The sequence below is a fragment of the Deinococcus arboris genome (assembly GCF_009755355.1).
In the GTDB taxonomy this organism is placed as follows: Bacteria; Deinococcota; Deinococci; order Deinococcales; family Deinococcaceae; genus Deinococcus; species Deinococcus betulae.
The window spans coordinates 48,904-68,296 of the sequence record NZ_WQLB01000016.1; the positions used below are offsets into that span (position 1 = coordinate 48,904).

Annotated in this window: 13 protein-coding genes; 2 read left to right on the plus strand and 11 right to left on the minus strand. The window is 58.1% G+C overall.

From position 1 onward, the window contains the following. Positions 1-78: 78 nt before the first annotated feature. On the minus strand, positions 79-813 hold the full coding sequence (locus GO986_RS12620) for an HNH endonuclease (protein WP_157459664.1): 735 nt from the start codon (positions 811-813) through the stop codon (positions 79-81). Between the two features lie 11 nt (positions 814-824). Beyond that, complete coding sequence (locus GO986_RS12625) at positions 825-1,259, minus strand: DUF7662 domain-containing protein (protein WP_157459665.1); 435 nt, start codon at positions 1,257-1,259, stop codon at positions 825-827. A gap of 134 nt (positions 1,260-1,393) precedes the next feature. On the opposite strand from GO986_RS12625, the gene GO986_RS12630 reads away from it, so the two are divergent. Continuing rightward, a complete protein-coding gene (locus GO986_RS12630; protein WP_369409344.1) occupies positions 1,394-2,092 on the plus strand; it encodes a recombinase family protein in 699 nt (232 codons plus the stop codon). Between the two features lie 128 nt (positions 2,093-2,220). Here the strand turns inward: GO986_RS12630 and GO986_RS12635 are convergent, their stop codons facing one another. From GO986_RS12635 to GO986_RS12650, 4 genes are all read right to left on the minus strand, one after another. Continuing rightward, a complete protein-coding gene (locus GO986_RS12635; protein ID WP_157459666.1) occupies positions 2,221-3,534 on the minus strand; it encodes an McrC family protein in 1,314 nt (437 codons plus the stop codon). Next, positions 3,531-5,636 carry a DUF4357 domain-containing protein gene (locus GO986_RS12640; RefSeq protein WP_157459667.1) on the minus strand — a complete coding sequence of 702 codons (2,106 nt, stop codon included), beginning with the start codon at positions 5,634-5,636 and terminating at the stop codon, positions 3,531-3,533. The genes GO986_RS12635 and GO986_RS12640 overlap by 4 nt, the downstream gene beginning before the upstream one ends. 216 nt (positions 5,637-5,852) lie before the next feature. After that, positions 5,853-9,281, minus strand: coding sequence for an Eco57I restriction-modification methylase domain-containing protein (locus tag GO986_RS12645; RefSeq protein WP_157459668.1), 3,429 nt, complete (start codon positions 9,279-9,281; stop codon positions 5,853-5,855). A 52-nt stretch (positions 9,282-9,333) separates the two neighbouring features. Further along, the gene (locus GO986_RS12650) at positions 9,334-12,639 is read right to left on the minus strand and encodes a helicase-related protein (RefSeq protein ID WP_157459669.1); all 3,306 of its coding nucleotides are present in this window, start codon (positions 12,637-12,639) and stop codon (positions 9,334-9,336) included. A gap of 102 nt (positions 12,640-12,741) precedes the next feature. Between GO986_RS12650 and GO986_RS12655 the strand changes: the two genes are divergently transcribed. After that, a complete protein-coding gene (locus GO986_RS12655) occupies positions 12,742-13,782 on the plus strand; it encodes a PDDEXK nuclease domain-containing protein (protein WP_157459670.1) in 1,041 nt (346 codons plus the stop codon). A 138-nt stretch (positions 13,783-13,920) separates the two neighbouring features. On the opposite strand, the gene GO986_RS12660 is transcribed toward GO986_RS12655, so the two are convergent. From GO986_RS12660 to GO986_RS12680, 5 genes are all read right to left on the minus strand, one after another. Then, positions 13,921-14,709: a hypothetical protein gene (locus GO986_RS12660; protein WP_198170650.1), complete on the minus strand. Its 789-nt coding sequence runs from the start codon at positions 14,707-14,709 to the stop codon at positions 13,921-13,923. Next, complete coding sequence (locus GO986_RS23450) at positions 14,643-15,011, minus strand: GIY-YIG nuclease family protein (RefSeq protein WP_369409347.1); 369 nt, start codon at positions 15,009-15,011, stop codon at positions 14,643-14,645. Before GO986_RS23450 ends, GO986_RS12660 begins: the two co-directional genes overlap by 67 nt. Positions 15,012-15,176: 165 nt before the next feature. Beyond that, positions 15,177-15,491: a hypothetical protein gene (locus GO986_RS12670; protein ID WP_157459673.1), complete on the minus strand. Its 315-nt coding sequence runs from the start codon at positions 15,489-15,491 to the stop codon at positions 15,177-15,179. A gap of 494 nt (positions 15,492-15,985) precedes the next feature. Continuing rightward, positions 15,986-18,112: a DUF6930 domain-containing protein gene (locus tag GO986_RS12675; protein ID WP_157459674.1), complete on the minus strand. Its 2,127-nt coding sequence runs from the start codon at positions 18,110-18,112 to the stop codon at positions 15,986-15,988. A 260-nt stretch (positions 18,113-18,372) separates the two neighbouring features. Further along, positions 18,373-19,134, minus strand: coding sequence for a metallophosphoesterase (locus GO986_RS12680; protein WP_157459675.1), 762 nt, complete (start codon positions 19,132-19,134; stop codon positions 18,373-18,375). Positions 19,135-19,393: the final 259 nt, after the last annotated feature.

A 19,393-nucleotide genomic window follows, 5' to 3' on the forward strand; every position in this document is an offset into this window, starting at 1 on the left:
ATCTTACTTGAAAGAAAAATTGAAAGGAAGGCGGAGGAGTTAGGTGTCGTATCCAACGCCTGAGTCCTTCGCCTCGATTCATGATTGGTTGTAAAGCGCTGCCAAAAATTCCTGCAACTCCCTCTGGATCTCTGCTGACCTCATCCCATAGTGGGCTTCTTGGTGACAGTTGGGGCAGATGGCCGCGCAGTTCTGAGGCGTATCAGGGCCGTCCAAGGCCAGCGCCTCGACATGGTGCACTTCAAGAAACGGTTGTCCATTCTTCGATAGAAATGGGGCGTTCCGGCCGCAGCATTCACAGATGCCTTGTGCGCGGTTGAGCACAAATGCCACGACCTCCGGATCGCGCTCATACGTACTGAGGGTGACCTCTCTTTTTTTCGGGTGAGGGTTCCCAGGAGGGGGGACAGTAGGTGCAGGCGCCTGGCGCCTCAGTTCAATTGGCAGTTCGGGGTCTAACTCTGCGAGGAATTCCAGGATCTGGGCGATCACCTTTGCGCCCACATTTCGTGCTGGAGCGTAGCCTTTGAGATAGGGCTGGCCTATAGAGAGCAGCACGGCTGAAATATTCTGCATTCGAAATTCGACTGACGCTGCTGTGCGGCCTAAGAGCACGCCCTCCAGAAGCTTTCTTCGGTGCTCTGCCTTGGAATAGGCTTCACCCCGCTGCTCAAGGCGCAGCATCTCAAGATAGGCAGCTAACGTGACCAACAATTCTTCAGGGGTCCAAAGGCTGCCTTGGGTTCGTTGTTTCCCTTCAGGAAGGGAAACGTCTGGCAGAAGGCGAGGCTGCTTGTTGGCAGTGGATTTCATATGTTCCTTGGTTATTTCCGGCGAAATTCCACGGTTTCCTGCTCTGGATTGATAGTGATGGTTTTCCAGCCGACCGCCAGCCACGCTTTGCCTTGGGAATGGGTATCGGTGTTGGCCCACCAGGCCCGGGCATGCTGGCCCCGGGCAGTTGCAGGTAGGGGAGCGCCGAGCAGCTGCTCAATTTCATTGAAGGTCAGGGTTGTGGTGTCGTCTTGGATTCGCGCCAAATATTCAGCAAGGGCTAGATACTTTTTGCCAATAGTCTTGAGCGCTGCGGCGTCTTGAGCCCTTATCGTTCCGGGCGCCGCTGGGATCGTGTCTTGGGTCAAGTCATGGATGTACTGAAGGAGCTGAGGAAGCTTGCCTTGGTCTAAGGACGTGGAGAGCGTCACGTCTGCCAAGGTTTGCGCGCCCTGCTGTAGGTGAATCCGAATGGTTTTTGTCATATCCAGACTATATAGTTTGAAAAAGTTTTTGTCAAACACTATTCAACTTATTATCAGTCTGACCAGTAGAGGGGTGGTTGATCCACTCTTGTTACAGTTCTTGAACGGTCCGATGGCTCCTGTTACACTTTCGTGTGCCTTCTCCAGCCTCACTGACGGCCATCGCCTACTACCGTGTTTCGACTGTTCGGCAAGGTCAGAGTGGTCTTGGCCTGGAGGCGCAGCAGGCAGCGGTCCTTGCTTATGCTCAGAGCAAGGGTCTGGAGCTGGAGTTGGAATTCACTGAGGTTGAGACCGGCACTCGGAAACGGCGCCGGCCACAACTCGAAGCCGCCCTTGATCAGACTCGCCGCATCGGTGGCGTGCTCCTCATCGCTAAGTTGGATCGTCTTGCCCGCAACGTCGCCGTCGTCGCCAGCCTGATGGAATCCGGCGTCCGCTTCGTCGCTGTAGATATGCCTGAAGCCGACAATCTCACCATCCATGTGATGGCCGCTGTAGCCGAGCGGGAAGCACAACTGATTTCCGCGAGAACTAAGGCGGCCCTGGCTGCCCGCAAAGCTCGCGGTCTCAAACTTGGGAAGCCCGAGAACCTGACGCCAGCCGCCCGACAGGCTGGGGCCGCCTCCACATTTACCAGGGCCGTGCAGGACATGCGGACTGTGGCTGCCTACGCTGGTGCACTGCGCGCCCAAGGCCTCAGCCTGCGAGCTATTGCAGCCCACCTGGAGACTCATGGTTTCAGGACCCGGAAGGGTGGCCCCTGGAACGCCGTGCAGGTGAAACGCGTTCTGGACAGGCAGAAACTGATCGCAGCCGATCCAGCTGCATGAATTGACAGGGCGTGAATACCGCTCTATATTGGAGAAATCAAGGCAACCTTTGGGTTGCCTTTTCTTATAGATAGATCCACCAAACTCTTTTACAAGTGCGATTCTGCTTTTCAGGCGATTCGAAGGGATTAGGCAGGCGAGAGCTGCGGGTAGAGGGCAGGTAGCTCTTGGTGCAACTTCACGGTTACTACTTTCAGATAGCGGTGTTCAGGTAATTCAATTTCGGGAAAATTATCGGGCAAGCCTGGAAGGTGGGGATAGATCAGCCATAACTCTCGATGTCCCATTTCGTGTTGAAACGCTGCACTATAGGACAACATCTGATAAACGTCAGCATTATTAATTCCATGAGGAAAGCTGCGATCTGTCCTTAATTGTTTCCATTTGGTGTCGGCGATAATTACAGGCTGACCTGGGGGATAGATTGTGAGGTCAGGGCGTAAGGCGAAAATAGGACGCCTTTTGTTGGAAAGGCGAGATGTGAAGCTCCCGAGGTGTCTCCCCTTGACTTGCGTTTCTATCTGCCAATCAGGATTCTGTCGGCGGAGGAGATGCGCTACGTATGTTTCATACACCCGGTTCATATCGAACAGCACTGCTGTCACACGTGAAGCTGTGCCTGCTGTCAAAGGGTTGAGCTCATTGAGGATCAGACGGCAGATGTCGAGGGCGGGGGTGAAGTGGATATAGCCACGCTCCAGCTTCCAACGCGTGAAGTCCCGGCGAACATCCCGGCTGGCAGGCACGTCCGCTAGGGCGTGCAACAGCTCACTCGCGAGCCGTCGACTGTCGCTTCGAGCAGTCATACGGGCGATGCGCTCGATCGCCAGACGCACCAAGCGTGTCTCCGGACGATCCGGAAGAAACTCGTCATAGGACACATGTAGTAGATGTGCCCGGTGGGGCGGTTGCCGAAGTTGCCGCGGCATATCCAGGCGGCCCCGTAATCCCGCCCGTTCTTCCCGAACCTTTTGGTAGGCATGGGGGACGCCTCGGCGGATGGCGGCTCGCAATATTTCCAGGCCGTAACGCAGTACCACTTCGAACAGCGGCATCCGCGCGGGGTCAAGGTCCGCGGGCAGAGCTGCGCGGTAGTTATCACCAGCGACGGTCAACATCCTGAGCAGCAGTGAGCGGCTGCGGGTGACAGCTTCTCCGTCTGCTTCACCATCCCGCTCATGGGTCTTGGGCAGGAGTTCAACTGTCGTGCCGTCCGGGGTGCGGATCACGCCAACCCACTGTTGCAGGCGCAGTGCGGGCTGGTTGCCACGCAGAGTAGGGCGAGCGATCACCTCTTCCTGACCCTTGTTCCCCTCTATAGGCGTCTGAAGAAAGACCCGCAGAGCATCAAAGGACTCAGGCGGGAGGGCGTGTACCCCGGCCACCGCAGGGGCAGCGCCGCGCACGAGGAGGTCGTACTCGCGGGCGATAATGTAGGTCATGGCGACGAATAGACGCCCTGGAAGGCGCTCAGGCGCCCAAAGGCTTTCTCGTTGTAGCTGTAGCGGCGGCGCTCACTCTGGCCAGTGTCACGCCTGCGGACGTGAATGAACTGGTCGGCCTCCTCCGTTTTTTGGTCGTCGCCCAGTACCTCGCGGATACTGTTCCAGTCCTCGAAGAAGTACTCTTCCAGAAGAGGCAGGATCTTATTGCGCAGCGCGCCTGCCACCTGCTCCAGCGTAGGCTGGACCCCCAGCAGGTATGCGTGCCCAATCATCTGATCCCGGCTTAGCCGCTCTTCAATACGCTCATTGAGGGATCGCAAGAAAGCTTGAAGGTTCAGTGTGCCCCCATCGAGTTCTAAGGCGTCCGGCAGCAGGCTGGGATCAGGCCAGACAGCGCTGAAGGTGAAACGTCGCCGAAGGGCAGCGTCCAACTGCGTCAGACTCCGGTCGGCGGTGTTCATGGTGCCAATCACGTAAAGGCTCTGCGGCACGCTGAGGTTCCGCTTGCTGAGTGGAAGCTGCACCATCAAGGCCTCGGCTGCCCCAGCGCGCTTGCCCTCTTCCAGCAGAGTCATCAGTTCCCCAAACACCTTGGAGACGTTTCCCCGGTTGATCTCGTCAATGATCAAGACGTGCGCCCGCAGAGTGCCCTCGGCCTCCTCATCACCAACCGCGCCGCCCGCCTGCCGCACGGCCCGCAAGAACAGGCCATCCTCCAGATCGTAGGTCAGTTGACCGCCCTTCATCACGGGTTTGAGACCCTCGATAAAGTCTTCGTAGCCGAAAGACTGATGGAAGGTCATGAAGGTCACGCGGCCCTCTGCCACCAGCTCATCGTAGCGGGCCTTGCGAGCGTCACGCTGGTTCTTCTCGCTGTGCGAGGAGGCAAAGGACGGTTCCAGAATTTTCAGCGCCTCGTCAATGACTGAGTACGTTTTTCCAGTGCCGGGTGGGCCATACAGAATCTGGTTCAGGGGCACCCCTGGCGGTGCACGGAACTTTACCTCAGGTGTAGATACATCAGGCGGGAGAATGACCTCGCCTTCCTCCTGCGCAGCGACCCACGCGCCATAGGACAGGGCCGGAAAGCCAGAGGCGAGGTCGCGGGCCTGTTCCAGCACCTGCTCGTAATCCGAAAGCGTTCGCACCTCCGCCGCACCGCTCACGCCCAGTTCGTCCAAGTACGGCACGACAATGCCATTGAGCGGCAAGAACGCGTCGGGATTTAGCCAGAATAGGCCTTGCGTGAGCTTGGGGACGCCCACCTGCTGAATCTCCAACGCACGCTCGAAGGTTCGTTTTTCCAGCGTGCCGTCCACCGCCTGCCGTGCTAATGCCCACAGGGTTGGCAGGTCGTCCGGCTTCCGCTTGCTGCGGTAGGGAAAGAACCAGGCGTTCATGGGGTTGCTCCAAGGCACGCCGATCAAGCTGGCCGGGGCAGGCTCAGAGATGCCCAGTTTCTCCCCGATGAAGGCGAACAGCTCCTGCACCCGTGCGTCCGTCTTGTGCTTGAGTACCAACGAGAAGAAGGTAAAAGGGTCAATGACCGTCAGTTCCTCGCCCTCGTCGTGACCTACAGATATTCCCGCCTGCCGCAGCAGCCGGATCAGGGCCGGGTGCCGGTCCACCTCATGAAATTCCAAAAGTTTGTGGGCGAGAGCTTTGAAGAACGGCGGCCACTCGAATACCGGTTCCTTCTGCAGGCCCTGAAACACAGGCCCTGGCGTCAGCCCCGCTCGCCAGTCACTGTAGCTCTGCCCAGTGCTCTGTTCCTTCCAAGCCGCCTGACCACTCTGCGCCCGCCCTAACGTGACCGCTGCTGCCGCACTCACGGAGTCAAACACCACGTCCTGCGTATACATCAGGCGTGTGAGGTCATCGGTCTTTACCAAACGGCCCTCACTGATCAGTGAGCTGCGCAGCGCAAAGTAGTTGTGCCCAGTGAATGAGGGCGTCGCCTCTGCCCGCGCCTGACTGCCTGCCCGGACCACGAACCCTTTGCCCTGTGGAAAGCCGGTGGCCTGCACGCCCGAGCTGACCAGCTCAAAGAGGGGGGGTGCGGTGCTTGGTCCTACTCCAGTTCCTGCCTGTCCTGTCATGTGACATTCTCCCTTGCCCGCCTATCAATCCCAACAGCTGCTTCAGCTACCCCTTGTTCCAACGCCCAGACCTCATGCGGGATCTCCGTTGTGAAAGCTGCTTACTAGGACTGTGATGGGGCATGAGGCTATATGCTTACTGTCTGCGCATAACGATGGGAATAAAAGAAGGTCTCTATGATATTCGGGATGGGTCTTAGTATAATCAATCCTCAGTCAGGAATTTTTCATCCATATACCTATGTCTTCTAACAATACATAATTCAATTGGTCTTCGTCTATATTATATTGCTCCATAATATATGCGTCAACTTCATTTAAAATAGATTTGGTCTTATCCGAGAGACTGATGGGAAACATAGATTTGACTTTAGTAGGGATGCCCTTCTCGCCTGCAAGCTCATTTACTGCTAACACGCGTTGTATATTGTCGAAAATTTCAACTGCCTGTAGCCAATTTAAACCAAGGTTGGATAAGATTATCAAATCTGCCCTACGTGTATAATCATGTAGACTTCTGTAATTATAATTCCCTACATAGTATCCAGCATGACTTTTAAATCTTAGGGCAAGATTTTTTTCTTCGCCTAAGATAATTCCTATCTTTCTTAAAAGATCAAGCGCGCGTGAATTCATCTTAGATATGTTGGCCAAGTAGTCGTTCAATAAGCCGGAAGTAACGTGGAATCCATCACCTACCGCTAGCCAAGCGGTGAGATACAATTCACCTACTAAACTTGCCAAGGCCACCTCTCCACTTATTCGTGAGGGTATGTTAAGCCATCCCACTTGATTCGACGGAACACTTTCTAGCGTCTCCAAGTCAAGATTTGGAGGGGCAGTGGTAAAAGCAGAAATAAAATTGAGGGCCGCTTTACCGTAGCCGATTTTAGATCCGCCATGTCTTTGGGTACTGCCATCAAAAAGTTTGAGAACTACAGATAGTACCTGTCCATTACTAGATCGAATGAACTCATTTCGCTTGAAGACCTTATCTTTATAGATGCCGTATTCTATAACTTCCATTAGATATGGACGAAATACAGACCTCCATCTATACATTCGAGTCGTCGATAATGTTTCGGGTTGGATACCTTTTGATACCATAAATATAGTGCATCTTACGGCCGCACCGGTGAATAAAGGAGATGGAAGTATGTCAAACGTGCTAAAATATGAATATCCTGATGAAGAAATCTTTTTTCTGAGATCAAAGAAGCCATCAGAGAACATTAGTGATATAGGGACTATGAGACCCACAGTTCCATCGCTTCTCGATAATGCCAGGCTTCTCTCTGATACATTGGCATATATATCTGGGTACTTCTTGCCAAGAATCTTATATCCAACAGACGATGCGGCGACGTAAGGTGGGTTCCCTACAATGCAGTCAAATCCGCCCCGGCCCATCACATGATGAAATTCAATAAACCAGTGGAAGGGCTGGTGACTCTTGCGCCAGGCCTCGAAGCTACCGGGCTTCTTCTTCTCGTCGATGCCGTAGTCGGCAGCGAGGTAGCTGTTTAACAAGGCTTCCAGTTCAACCAGACGGTCGCGCAGTTCCTTTTTATTGGCGGGCGTAACCTGGCCTCCGCGCTTGAGCTGCTGCTCGCGGAACAGCTCTTCCAGAAGGTCAATCTCCCCAGCCTTTTCTTCAATCTGCTCCCAGGTGACGGCGCTGGTACTAAGCAGAGCACCCCGTACGGCGTGCTCTGCTTCCTCGCGTGTAGCGTACCCAACCAACGTGTTGCCCGTGCGGATGTTGAAGTCAATGTCTGGCAGGGGTTCCAGGCCCATATTGGGCTTGTAGTCGTCCTTCTGACTGAAGGCCATCAGCTTCAGAAAGAGGCGCAGCTTGGCGATCTCCACCGCCTCGGCCATGATATCCACGCCGTACAGGTTGCGAATAATGATCTGCTTCAGTACGTAGTACTGCGGATCGTGATGCGTCTGCTCAGCCAGCACCTCGCGGAAGTCAGGTAGCTTGTTGTCGCCTACGGCCAGGGCAGCCACCATCCCGGCCATCCGTTCCAGGCAGAGGTGGTATAGCGGGGCCAGAATGCCCGCAGCGGCGAACAGGAATGCGCCACTGCCACACGCGGGGTCCAGCACTGTCACAGTTATGATGGCTTTCCAGATGGCGCGGATCAGTTCAGAGCCTTCGGCGTACCGAATCACATCCTGAGCAAAAGTGATGATGTCCAAGTTGAGTGTAATAAGTTCGGGCACGCTTTGGACTTCTCCACGCTCCAGCTTGCCGCGCACCTCTGCGTAGCGGTTGCGCCGGGCCACCACTTCTCGCCAGATTTCGGTGGGGAGGGCGTACTCATCGTCCGCCCTCTTGTTCCACGCCTCACGTTTTTTAAGCAGGTCGGGTTGGTTGGGGTCTAGACCCGCTTTGATGTGCTCGGGCAGTTCGTACTCGCTGCCCTTGCGTATGGCGGCATGGATGTAACGGTCAGGGTTTTCCTTTAACAGATCCCAGACGGTACGCTCACCCTCGAACGCTACTCGGCAGTCCTCGCGGGCGTGTTTCAGCACGAAGGGCAGGATGGTGTTTTTGCTGATATACTCGGTGATGTCTTCCTTCGTGTAGTACGCGCCCATCTGCTTATTGTTGATGTACTGCTCGAAGATGTAGCCCAGCACATCCGGGTTAATCTCCGGCTTGCCGGACTCGTCCGCCTCAGCCTCGGCTCTCTCGTCGATGGTCCAGCGCCAGCCCTCGAAAAAGGCAAAGACCTTCTCAAAGGCCGCGTCAGGAATCTCAATAGCACCGTTCTCCTGCTCGATGCGGTGTTCCTCGAACAGACCACCGTTCAAGTAGGGTACTTTGCCAATTAAGGAGGTCAGTGCCGGGTCATGCGGCACCGCTCCCAAGCCCTCGTGGAAGAGGCGCAGCAAAAAGGCACGATAGAAGCTCTGAAACTTCCCGCTACCGCGCTGTGCTTGAACTTTTTTGAGCCGGTTCCTTAGGTAATCGAGGTCGCCGTCGAGGTACTCCTTTTTCTGGATGAAGTACACGAACATCAGGCGGTTTAACGTCAGGCCTGCGTAGTGTTCCCGGTCCTCGCCTTCAACACCCGCAATCTGGTCTTTGAACGTGCTCCTGATCCGGTCAAATTCCTTGTAAAACTTTTTGGTGACCTTCTCAATCTCAATGTTGCTCGCTTTCCGGGCCACATCGATGGTGGTCAGGCCGTTCAGGTCCTCGTCCAGACTGACGTAGAGGCTTTTTAAGTAATAGATCAGGGCCTCGTTGCGCAAGCCGCGCTTGTACTCAACGGTGTAGAGGCTGGCCGCCTTACCCTGCTCCTTCTTGTGTCGCACCCAGAGGGCTTGATCCCCACCCGCGTTGCTGTAGATCACCAGACGTTCGGCCGCTTTGGCATCCAGCTTGCGTTCTAATTTGCGGATAATGTCTCTGCCAGGCAGTTTCCCATCCTGGGTTGGGCTGGCACGGTACACCACGAAGTTGACCTTGCGGGCCAAGGGCGTGAACGTGAACGTCTGCCCGTCTGCCTCCTCACTAATCGAACCGCCTTGCGGGTTGTCCCAACCGAGTTCTTCAGTGAACAGGGGACGCAGGTCAGGGGCTTGCAGCGCTTTGCGCAGGGCTTGCGGGCTTGGAGCTTGATCGGTCATGAGGCCTCCGGGCCAGGGAATCAACGGTGGGTTGGAGCAGCATCAAAATGCTTTACATCGGTATAAGACCCAGTGAGCAAAGAATTTCTGGTTCGGAATGACGCAGGTCATCGGTTGGCACGGTCAAACGCCCTTCCTGATGAAGTTGAATTACCAGCTGAATCAACGCGTCGTCGCCAATGCGAGTGCGGAAATGCCCCCCCAGGGTGTTTCGTGCGCCCTCTTGTATAGGGGCAGCCAGTAGGTCTTCGAGCACGGCTTTGAGCTCTGGATCCGTGAAGAGTGAGCCCTCGCGGGTATCCTGAATGTGCTTGAGACGCTCGTATAGCTTGCGGCGGGTGCTGCCAGGTGTTCCCAGTGCCCCGGCACTGCCAGACGCTTCCTCTTCCACCACCCGGCGGGCAGCACGCTCCACAAGGTCATGATGATTGGGCAGTGCTGGTAGGGCGGATATGTCTGGGTGACAGGCCGCCGCCCGCAGAATGGCGATCTGGCTTTCAGTAACGCTGGCCCCCTGCTCGTCCAGCCAGGCGAGCGCATCATTGCCCTGCGGCGTGCGCAGGTACACCAGGGCCCCACCTGGCAGTGCGGGCGTGGCGGCGTGCGACCGGGCGGCGTAAACCACGCTCGGCAACTTCGGAATCAGGTCGAGCAGGCCAGGATCATCGTCGGTGGCGTTCTTCCAGATCTGGTACGCCTCGCTCGCCAGATCAACCTCGCCGTCACCTACCTCGTCCAGAATCCCAGCCTTTTCGTTGTACAGGTCGCGCAGGTCGCTGGCGGCCTCCTCGTCATCGAAGAATGCCTCGTCACCACCCACCACCTGCCCAGCGTCCCGCAGGCGGCTGCTGACTCGGGCACGCAAGCCAATCAGTTTCTCCACGCCGTCAGAGGGAATAAACGAGTAGGCGTAAACCGTATCGGACTGCTGTCCGATGCGGTCCACGCGCCCGGCCCGTTGAATCAGGCGGATGATCGCCCAGGGCAAGTCATAGTTCACCACCACAAAGGCGTCTTGCAGGTTTTGCCCCTCCGACAGCACATCAGTGGCGATCAGCACGCGCAGTTCATCCTGCACACGTTGGCCCCGCGGGGCGAAGCGGCGGGCCAGCTCGGTAGGATTGCGGCTCTCGCCCGTCACTGAGGCCAGGCGGGTCACATCTTGGCCTGTCAATTCCCGTTCCAGGTACCGGGCCGTATCGGCAAACTGCGTAAAGATCAGTACCTTGTCCTGAGCGTGTGGCCCGGTCAGAAGCGTGCGCAGCGTCGCCAGCTTCGCGTCCGCCTGCGCCTGCCAATGGCCTGCAGCTGACAAAATCTCTTGCAGAGCGTCGTTGTCGGCCTGAAGATCCTCACTCAGCGCTGGTGTGAACAACGCGGCAGGGAGCCACTTGAAGCGGTTGTGGTACTGACCGGAGAACATCTGGTACACGTCCCCATAGCTCACCTGCTGTCCTTCGTCACTTAGCCGCGCGGTGTCGTCCGCGTTGCCCACATCGTTGACCACGCTGCTCTCGTCCTCGTCAATGGAATCTAACAGGGCCGCGTCCTGCGAGCCGACTGGTACAGGCAGGCCATTCGCGAGCGCGTGGAGCAGCACCCCATTACGACGGATATGCCGCTCGACCGATTGCAGGAAGGCAAAGCCACTGCTTTCCAGGCGTTTGAAGAAGTTGGTACGGACGAATCCCTTGAGGCGCTCGCCTGCCCGCGAGAGGTCCTTGAGCGTGTTCAGTTCTGCAGTGCTGGGACTGTGCTCAAGCAGCGGCGTGACGTAGTTGCCCAGGCCGTAGCGAGGCAGGCGCAGGCCGTCAATCACGTCCACCACCTGCGTGCTGTACAGCGAAGCGTACTGATCATCTACCGGAAAGGCCAGGGTGCGGGGCTGACGCACTGGGAAGTAATACCGCTGGCCATTCGGGTAGGCCAGATAAGACCGCTGCCGGGCCTCGTCGAATTCGGTGTAATTGTTCTGGATGAACGTCCGGGTCCGGCGTACCAGAAAGAGCCGCATCAGGTCACGCCAGTCGTCGGCGTCGCCGCTGTGCTCAAAGGCGCGGATGGAACGTACAGCACACTGGTGCTTGCGGACGAATCCGATCTCACCGTCAGAAATGGTGCGCAGGTACGCTTCCGGACGAATGCCGATGTCACGTTCTTCGGGAAGGAACAGCCGAAGCTGGCTGGACAGGTCCAGATAGGTCTTGTTGTACGGCGTAGCAGTCAGGAGCACCACATGGCTGTCGTTGCGGGCAATGTAGTCCCGGATGGCCGCATAGGTCTTGCCTTCGCGGTTACGCAGGTTATGACTTTCATCGATCACCACCAAGCGGTAGCGGCGCAGGTCGGGCAGCTTACTGCGCGCCTGGCTCTGAGCCATGACTTCCGCCCGCAGGCCGTAATCCTTTCGGTACTGCTCCCACATCGGCACCAGATTGACCGGGCAGAGGATCAGCGTGTCGAAGTACTGGTCTTCCATCGTGCGAATCAGAGCCGAGGCCATCATGGTTTTGCCCAGGCCTACCACGTCCCCGATCATCACGCCGCCTCGATTTACCAAGTGGTGCGCAGCGATTTTTACGGCGGCGGCCTGGAACTCAAACAGCGGTGTGGGAAAGTTGCGTGGCAACTGAAACTCCGCGATACCGGCTCGCGCTTCCCGTGAGAGGTGATAAGCGATCTTCAGGTAGATGTGATAGGGAGAACGCAGGGTTTCGGACGCCCAGCTCTCTTCTAGGATGGTCAGGAGGTCATCCGTCAATTCCAGACAGAAGCGGTCATTCCAGCGGTCGGCAAACCAAGCTTCCAGCTTCAGAGCAGTGTCTTGCTCCACCACATCCAGGTTGAGTTCGCCCTGCCCGCTCAGGCCAGAGAAGGTCAGATTCGAGCTGCCCACGTAGCCAATCAGCGGGGCCTTCCGATCTACTCGGCGCACCAGGTACAGCTTGGCGTGAAGAGGATGGCGCAGAAAGAGCTTGACCTGCACCTTGCCCTGCCGGATGTGGCGGATCAAATCACGTAAGGCCTTTTCGTCTCTAGAAGTAGGGAGGCCCACTATGAGTTGTCGTCTGAACTCTTCAAGCAGCTCCCGTCGGGCTTGAAGTAGCTTTGCCCGATCAACAGGCTCCTCCCCCTTGAGACCAAAGAGAGTTTCAAGTGCTTCGCGTTCAGGTCGCTGCATCCCAATCAAAATTCGACAAACTGACCCTTCATTCCACCCCTCGACTTGCTGGGACAGAGCTCGCCACCCTCGGAGATTGAAGTAGCCGATGCTGAAATCAGCTCCTAGGGCTTGTGACAGCGTGGTCTGAAGTTCAGGAAGAAGGTGTCGCTCGATGTTGTCGTAAATGATTGGCAAGTTGAGCTCAGAATAACCGGAGGATCATCCACTGTTGTCTGTCCTTCGCCCGTAGTCGTCCAGGAATGGACTGGATACGGGGCCTTCTACACTGGAGTGGACATGACCATCCCACTTCAGTTGCCCGAGGACTACGCCACGCTGCTGGGTGAGCTGAAGCAGCAGATTCGGCAGGCCCAGACGCGCGCCGTTCTGGCCGTCAACCGTGAGCTGATGGCGCTGTACTGGCGAATCGGCCAGAGCATCCTGGACCGGCAGGCTCAACAGGGGTGGGGGGCGAAGGTCATTGATCAACTGTCCCGCGACCTGCGGGCCGAGTTTCCTGATCTCAAGGGCTTTTCCCCCACCAACCTGAAATACATGCGTTCGTTCGCGCAGGCTTACCCGGACTTTCAAAGTGGTCAACAGCTTGTTGACCAATTGCCCTGGGGGCATCTGGTGACGCTTCTCAACACCGTGAAAGACCCGGTCCAGCGTGAATGGTATGCCCGGTCGGCCATCCAGCACGGCTGGAGCCGGAGCGTCCTCCAACACCAGATTGACAGTCGACTCATCGACCGGCAGGGGCAGGCCAGCACGAACTTTGACCGTGCGCTCCCCACTGCACAATCCGAGCTGGCCCAGCAACTCCTGAAAGACCCCTACAACTTTGACTTTCTGTCCCTCCACGCCCAGGCCCTGGAGCGGGATCTTGAGAAAGGCCTGCTCGATCACCTGAGAGATTTCATGCTTGAACTAGGTGTGGGCTTCGCCTTCGTGGGCAATCAGTATCACCTGGAAGTCGGAGGAGAGGACTTCTACCTCGATCTGCTCTTCTACCACCTGAAACTCCGCTGTTACGTCATCGTGGAGCTGAAAATCGGGGAGTTCAGGCCTGAGTACGTCGGGAAGATGAATTTCTACCTGAGTGCCGCCGATGACCTGCTGCGCCATGAGCAGGACGCGCCCAGCATCGGCCTGCTGCTGTGCCGGACTCAGAACAAGGTTATTGCGGAGTATGCCCTGCGCGGCGTGGACAAGCCCCTGGGCGTGAGCACCTACCAACTCGCGGAAAGCCTCCCTGCAGAGCTCGAAGGCAGCTTGCCTAGCATTGAGGCCTTGGAGCAGGAGCTGGCCACCCTGACACCGCAAGAGGACGCGTGACCACGCCCCTGCGGTTTCTTGGCCTGGGCGGCACAGAGGAGGTGGGCGCCAGTTCGTCCCTCTATCTGTTGAAGGAAGGCCATCTCCTGATCAATGCAGGCCTCCGCCCTGGTCAGGTGACCCGCCATTCACTTCCCGTCACATCGTCACCTCAGCCCAGTACTTCACCACATCGGACAAACTCGGCTGCGCCATGGGTGTAGCAAGAAACGGCCCTTCCGGTGGCCAAGTGTGCACCGGCCAACCCTTGACGGTCAGCAACCAGGTGCGCGACGGCATGATCGTCAACTGCAGGAGGTCACGTAGGACGCACAGGCACCGTAGGTAATCAGCGTTTGGAACATGCAATGAGCGCCAGGTCCAGGGGGCACTTAGATCGTTCTGCACGGCCTGGGCGACTTCGACTGCCAGCGACGGGTGCTGTTGAAGGTGGGTGGCCAGGCGAGCCGGGTCGAGATCACCCGTAAGCAGGAACACGGTGCTGGGCAGCACCCACGATGAGCGGCTTGCCAGCGTCCCGCCCATGCGACGCACATCGAATGTCGCCTCACCGTCCATGAACGACAGCGCTCCCTCCGCCAGTGATCGGCGGAGGTGTGGCAGCGCGTGCACTGCCCACACGACCAACCTGGCATCACCGTTCAAGAGCTCACGCCGCCAGTTGACAGGACGGACACCCACTTCATCAGACATCACCAACGCCAGCAGCTCGTGCGCGGCGCTCAGACTCCCTAACTCGACATATTCACGGAGCGTGTCCAGCGCCCCATCCACGCCACGTTGAACCTCGTGGCCGAGGCGCGCGGCACCGTCAATGCTCAGTGGCACGGGAGACGCGTCGGTCGCCGCCCGAAGCACGTTCAGACTCTGGCGCACCACGGAGTACTCGACGGCAGGAGAGGGGCGATGGGGGACAATGACCTGCACGTCCCCCGATGATCCGGTCGGCCAGTCAGCCAAGGCGCATGCCGCCTCGACACGCGGAAGAACTCACGCCCAGCTTGAACGCGTTGCGCTGCGAACTGCTGATGCAGGGCCAGTTCCAGCGCGGCCGGGCGCTCAGTCATCAGGCAGAACTCCACGCGGAAGGGCATCGGCAGGCCAGTCGTCGTCAGTTCCGCTGCCCGGGTGAACGGATCCCGACTGGTCATGCCCACCTTCATCACACCAGGCAGACTCTCGTTGCTCAGGACATACACGTAGCCGGACACAGTCGCAGCGTAGACCATGCCAAACGGGCAGGCGAACACCTCACGCTCAGGAACAGCGCGTGCGCTGCTCCTGCCGCCACCCGGTTGATCATTCCAGGTTCAGCGGCAGCAGTCCCAGAAGGTCGTCCTTGCTCGGTGGCCAGCCTTATCTCTCCGCTTGATTGTTGTCAAATAGAACTGTCGTCACCGCAAGAGCATGTGCAAACATGAGTCAAGCGACGTCTCAACCTGATTGGCGCTCAGGCAATCCATCAGCCTGCTCCAATAGTCGAGCATGACCTCGTCGTATAACGCCAGGTCATGCTCAGTGACCCTGTCGTTTTCGAAGTACCACGCCAGCCTCTCCTTCTCAGCCGCCGTTGCAGAGAGAAGTTGTTCCCGGCTCACGTTCTGAAGCTGACCGCCATCCTGCATCAAACGTCCTATAGCGGCGCGGAAAGCGTCACGCAATAAACTCACGGACCGCCCAACATTGTCCAACTGCCTTTCACTGTTCATAGTTCTCCAAAGGTCACGTTGATCGATTCTGGCGGGCTTTCCCGCCTCTAGCATGCAAGGACCACAAACTTACTTCTTGGTCGGTAGTCTTGATGTTCCGCCCGAGAGTTCGATGATCTCGACCGTGCCGTTCTTGATGCCTTTTTCGAGGGCACTGTTTAGAACTGTCCCCATGAACTGCAGCATGCCGCCTTTCCCGGCCTCCAGGCATGCAGCAGTAGTAAATTCTCAGTCAGCCAGCTGGTCTGTGTTGCCTGACGGCCAGGGTCCTTCCGCGCGGCTAAGGAGACTTCTGGGAATTTTGATGACCACATCCGGATTCCCATCACTCTAGAGCTGGAACAGAACCTCCTGTCAAGGCTGTAATGCAGTATCTGAGCTAGTTGAGTTACACCCCATCCCCACACGCGGGCTCTTCGCTCAGCACGATCTTTCCCTGTCCAGTTGAAGTGCGTTTCACCTGAATCTGGCACCTGTCAGGCCGGGTCTACACGTCAACCTGACCTGGGATTCACCGCTTGCAACTCTACTGTTAAGCCGGTGACCTCCGCCCCTTGAGCCTGGACCTCAATGGTAGCGAGCCCACCGTCGATCAGTGGGCCTGTGGGCGTCAGGTGCGCCAAGGTGAGTGCTGGGCTGCCGAGGCGGTTCTCCCAGACCCGCACATGCAAATCCCCGTAAAGGCCGCCATCCTCCAGAGCTTGGCCAGCGGACTCCAGGTGGTATGGGAGGTACACAGTTCTGCCCTGCATGGACTTCTGATCTAACAGGCGCCGGGCCTGGGCAAAAGCCTGCCTGACGAGCATCTCTGGCGGGCCAGTTATGACGACCTCTCCGTCATACGCGAATGGACCAGCACTGCTCTTCACCCGGAGTTCGATACTCCCCCGCCGAGCCTCAGGGCTCAGCTCATCACGAGGATCCGCCGGGTACTTCACGCTGACCCCGACCGATGCCGCTTTCAGTGACGTTACTGGGCTTGCTCTGCGCTCCGCACGCTCGGACAGAATGGTCAGTACGGCGGTCAGGGGCGGTAGAGGCACGGTGGGTGGTTGAGTCCCGGTCAGACCCACCCGGACCAGCGCCGGGGCCGCTTTGGCACGGGCCGGTAACCCAACCGCGCGGAACCTCTCCCAATCCTCCGGTTGCAGCTCTTCTCGCTGGCTCAGCGTCAGACTTTCCAGGCCCCCGGTGGCCAGCAGCACCAGTTCAGGGTTAAAGCTGTTCAGGATGTGCTTGCTGTACCTCAGCCAGTCGGGGTACAGCGCCAGGCCAAACACCTCACCGAGGTCGCCCATCACCGTCGCGTACAGCTGGCCAGGTGTGCCGTCCGAGTTCGTCCAGCTCACCCGCACCGGTTTGTCAGGCGCAAAGTTTTGCCATGGTTTGGCGTTCACAAAGCGCGCGAAGGCCTCCAGCAGGGCTTTGACATCCTGATCCGGCACATCCTGGAGAAACGCGTGTGGACGCTGACTTTCGATCTGGGCCTGCATCTCAGCGCCGACTTCTTCCGTCAGGTGGGCCAGCAGTGCCTCAAGCTCAGGACTGTCCCGCCGCTCGACCCTGATCCCGAGTGAGGCTAGGGTCGTGTGCAGCGAGAACGCCAGGGCCGCGTCCAAGGTGAAGATCTGCCCGGGACGCTGCGGCCTCAGACCATCTGCTTCAGGGTCCAATATCGTCTCGATCACGATTTCCTGCACAACCTGCGCCGTGATGTCGGTCGTGACCTCGCTGGTCACGATCTGCCCACTCGCGGCGTCCACCACCAGCACCACGGCGGGGACGCCCTCTTCCGGGGGCAAGAGGTCCGGCATCTCCTGAACGGCGACCAGCCAGACGGTTTCAGCCTGCAAGGGCAGCGTCTGGACGTAAGCCAGGACTTCCTGATCGAGGTCCTGGTCTGGAACGCTTGTGTCCTCAGGGGAAGTGGACGTCTGCATCAGGGTGCGGGTCTGTGGATCTGCTTCTGAGGGATCCTGCCCGTTGGTCGGTGTTGATGGTGTGGGTGGCCAGCTCTCGTCGCTTCCTCCTGCGTAACCGCAGACCCCCATGCGCGGTGAATTGACGACAGGTAACTGCTCATCACGGGTCTTCTGACCATGCGCGCCGCAGTACAGCAGCGGACCACCCGTGGCGTCGTCAGCTTCCCAGGAATGGACCCATTTGGCCGGTTTCTCGCACAGAGAACACATCAGGACTGGCGCCAGGTTCCGCGCGAGCAATTTGATCTTCCCGGTCGCCTTGCCGCTCACTGCCTCGTAGGCCTGAACCTGCACGGTTAAGTTGGTGCTGCTGCCGAAATCGTAGGTGTACCCAAACTTGTCGCCCGGCTGCAGACCAAGTTTGGCCAGCGGAGGCTGTCTGGTCCGTCTGGGTGCTCTGTACGGGTCGAAATTGCTGTCGTCCTGTGGCCCGATGGTAAAGCTGCTCAGATGACCGCAGCAGTCCAGCCAGAGATCGCGCAGGAAACGGTCAAGGTCATCCAAGGTGGCCTGAGGCGTGAGCTCGACGTCCAGCCAGTACGCGGGCAGATCAGTGCCACTGACGCGGAAGCGGAACACATCGTGGGTCGGTCCGTCCGTTGCCTGCCTCAGGGCACACCCGGCTTGATGCCTGGTCATGCTGGCTTTGGTACCGACGTAGCCACAGGCGCGGCACATTCCCCGAGACGGCGGACGGGACCTGGTCATGGCAGGAGTGTACGGCCCCTTTCGTACTGCTCAACGCCCATGCACTCTCTCGAAGTATCTTATGAAAGTTTAAAAGTTTTCTTTCAAGAAATACTTCAATGAGGTTTTTGATGATCTAGCGTTGCTTGCAGCTGCAGCCTCATCACTGTCTGCAGCCTGTTTCCCAGCCAGGTTGAACGGCTGTTCGCCTCTCACAAGACCGACCTCAGCAACTTCGTCAGCTTCCCATCCACATTCACGTGGAGCATGCCCAGCTTCCTGATGGCCGGTTCCAGGTCCAGCTGATACGCAGGTTTGTGATCGGGCCCCTGAAGCGTCCTGAGCTGCCTCCACTCCATGTGCCCATGCACGCTGGCCTGATGCCCTTCAGGAAGTGGCCACTGCACCTCACACCCGTCCTCCAGCCCCAAAGGGAACCAGACCACTGGATCCTCCTGTGCATTCGGCGTTAAAAACTCAGCCAGAGTCAATCCGCGTTCAATGCGCAGGGGATTGGGCCGCGTGGCATGCGCCGCCAGAACCTGCTGCCCAGGCGGACCGACACTGCACCACAGCCGGCCATGTTCCCGTAGCCAGCGGAGGTCATCCGGCAGAGGTCCTGCCGTGTCTCGGAGGCGCCAGCCGTAGCCCGCCGCTGCTTCCCGGCCTCCGTGTCGCCACCAGATGTTCAGGAACCCTTCGTGTCCGTCAAGCACCGCCCCAATGGCCATCACCTCATGGTTGCCCAGGAGGACCGTGGCTTGCCCAGCCGCATGAAGGGCCCGGACCTGCCGGAGCACCTCCCTCGAGTCGTCTGGGGCACCGGCTGAACGGTCATCGCGGCGGGCTAAGCGGCGATGCGGCGCATCGTCAATCAGATCCCCCAGGAACACCAGCGAGACCCCTGGAATTTCTCGTGCGGTGTTCAGCGCAGTCTGAAGTCGGGGCAGATGCCCGTGAAGGTCCGGCACCATCAGGTGACCACCAGGAAGGGGCGCTGTCTTTGGCAAGGTGACCTCTTCTGCCGATTGAGCCGTCAACTTTGGTTTGTCAGAGACAGCTTGCGCAGGCGTGCTTGACCGTTATTGCCAGATGAAACACCTGCGGGCATCGGGGGCCTCGCTGGTGGCGCACACTCCTCAACCCAGCCCCTGAATTGTTCAACTGGGCCTGGAGGCCATATGAAAGCGTACACGGTGAAGATCTCAGCGGTCGAGTTATCCCAACCCAGAG

Bases quoted from the DNA above. Each gene is read 5' to 3' on its own strand.
- GO986_RS12635 (WP_157459666.1), bottom strand. From the start codon at position 3,534: ATGACCTACATTATCGCCCGCGAGTACGACCTCCTCGTGCGCGGCGCT.
- GO986_RS12675 (WP_157459674.1), bottom strand. From the start codon at position 18,112: ATGACCAGGCATCAAGCCGGGTGTGCCCTGAGGCAGGCAACGGACGGA.
- GO986_RS12640 (WP_157459667.1), bottom strand. From the start codon at position 5,636: ATGACAGGACAGGCAGGAACTGGAGTAGGACCAAGCACCGCACCCCCC.
- GO986_RS12620 (WP_157459664.1), bottom strand. From the start codon at position 813: ATGAAATCCACTGCCAACAAGCAGCCTCGCCTTCTGCCAGACGTTTCC.
- GO986_RS12655 (WP_157459670.1), top strand. From the start codon at position 12,742: ATGACCATCCCACTTCAGTTGCCCGAGGACTACGCCACGCTGCTGGGT.
- GO986_RS12680 (WP_157459675.1), bottom strand. From the start codon at position 19,134: ATGGTGCCGGACCTTCACGGGCATCTGCCCCGACTTCAGACTGCGCTG.
- GO986_RS12645 (WP_157459668.1), bottom strand. From the start codon at position 9,281: ATGACCGATCAAGCTCCAAGCCCGCAAGCCCTGCGCAAAGCGCTGCAA.
- GO986_RS23450 (WP_369409347.1), bottom strand. From the start codon at position 15,011: ATGGTCTACGCTGCGACTGTGTCCGGCTACGTGTATGTCCTGAGCAAC.
- GO986_RS12625 (WP_157459665.1), bottom strand. From the start codon at position 1,259: ATGACAAAAACCATTCGGATTCACCTACAGCAGGGCGCGCAAACCTTG.
- GO986_RS12670 (WP_157459673.1), bottom strand. From the start codon at position 15,491: ATGAACAGTGAAAGGCAGTTGGACAATGTTGGGCGGTCCGTGAGTTTA.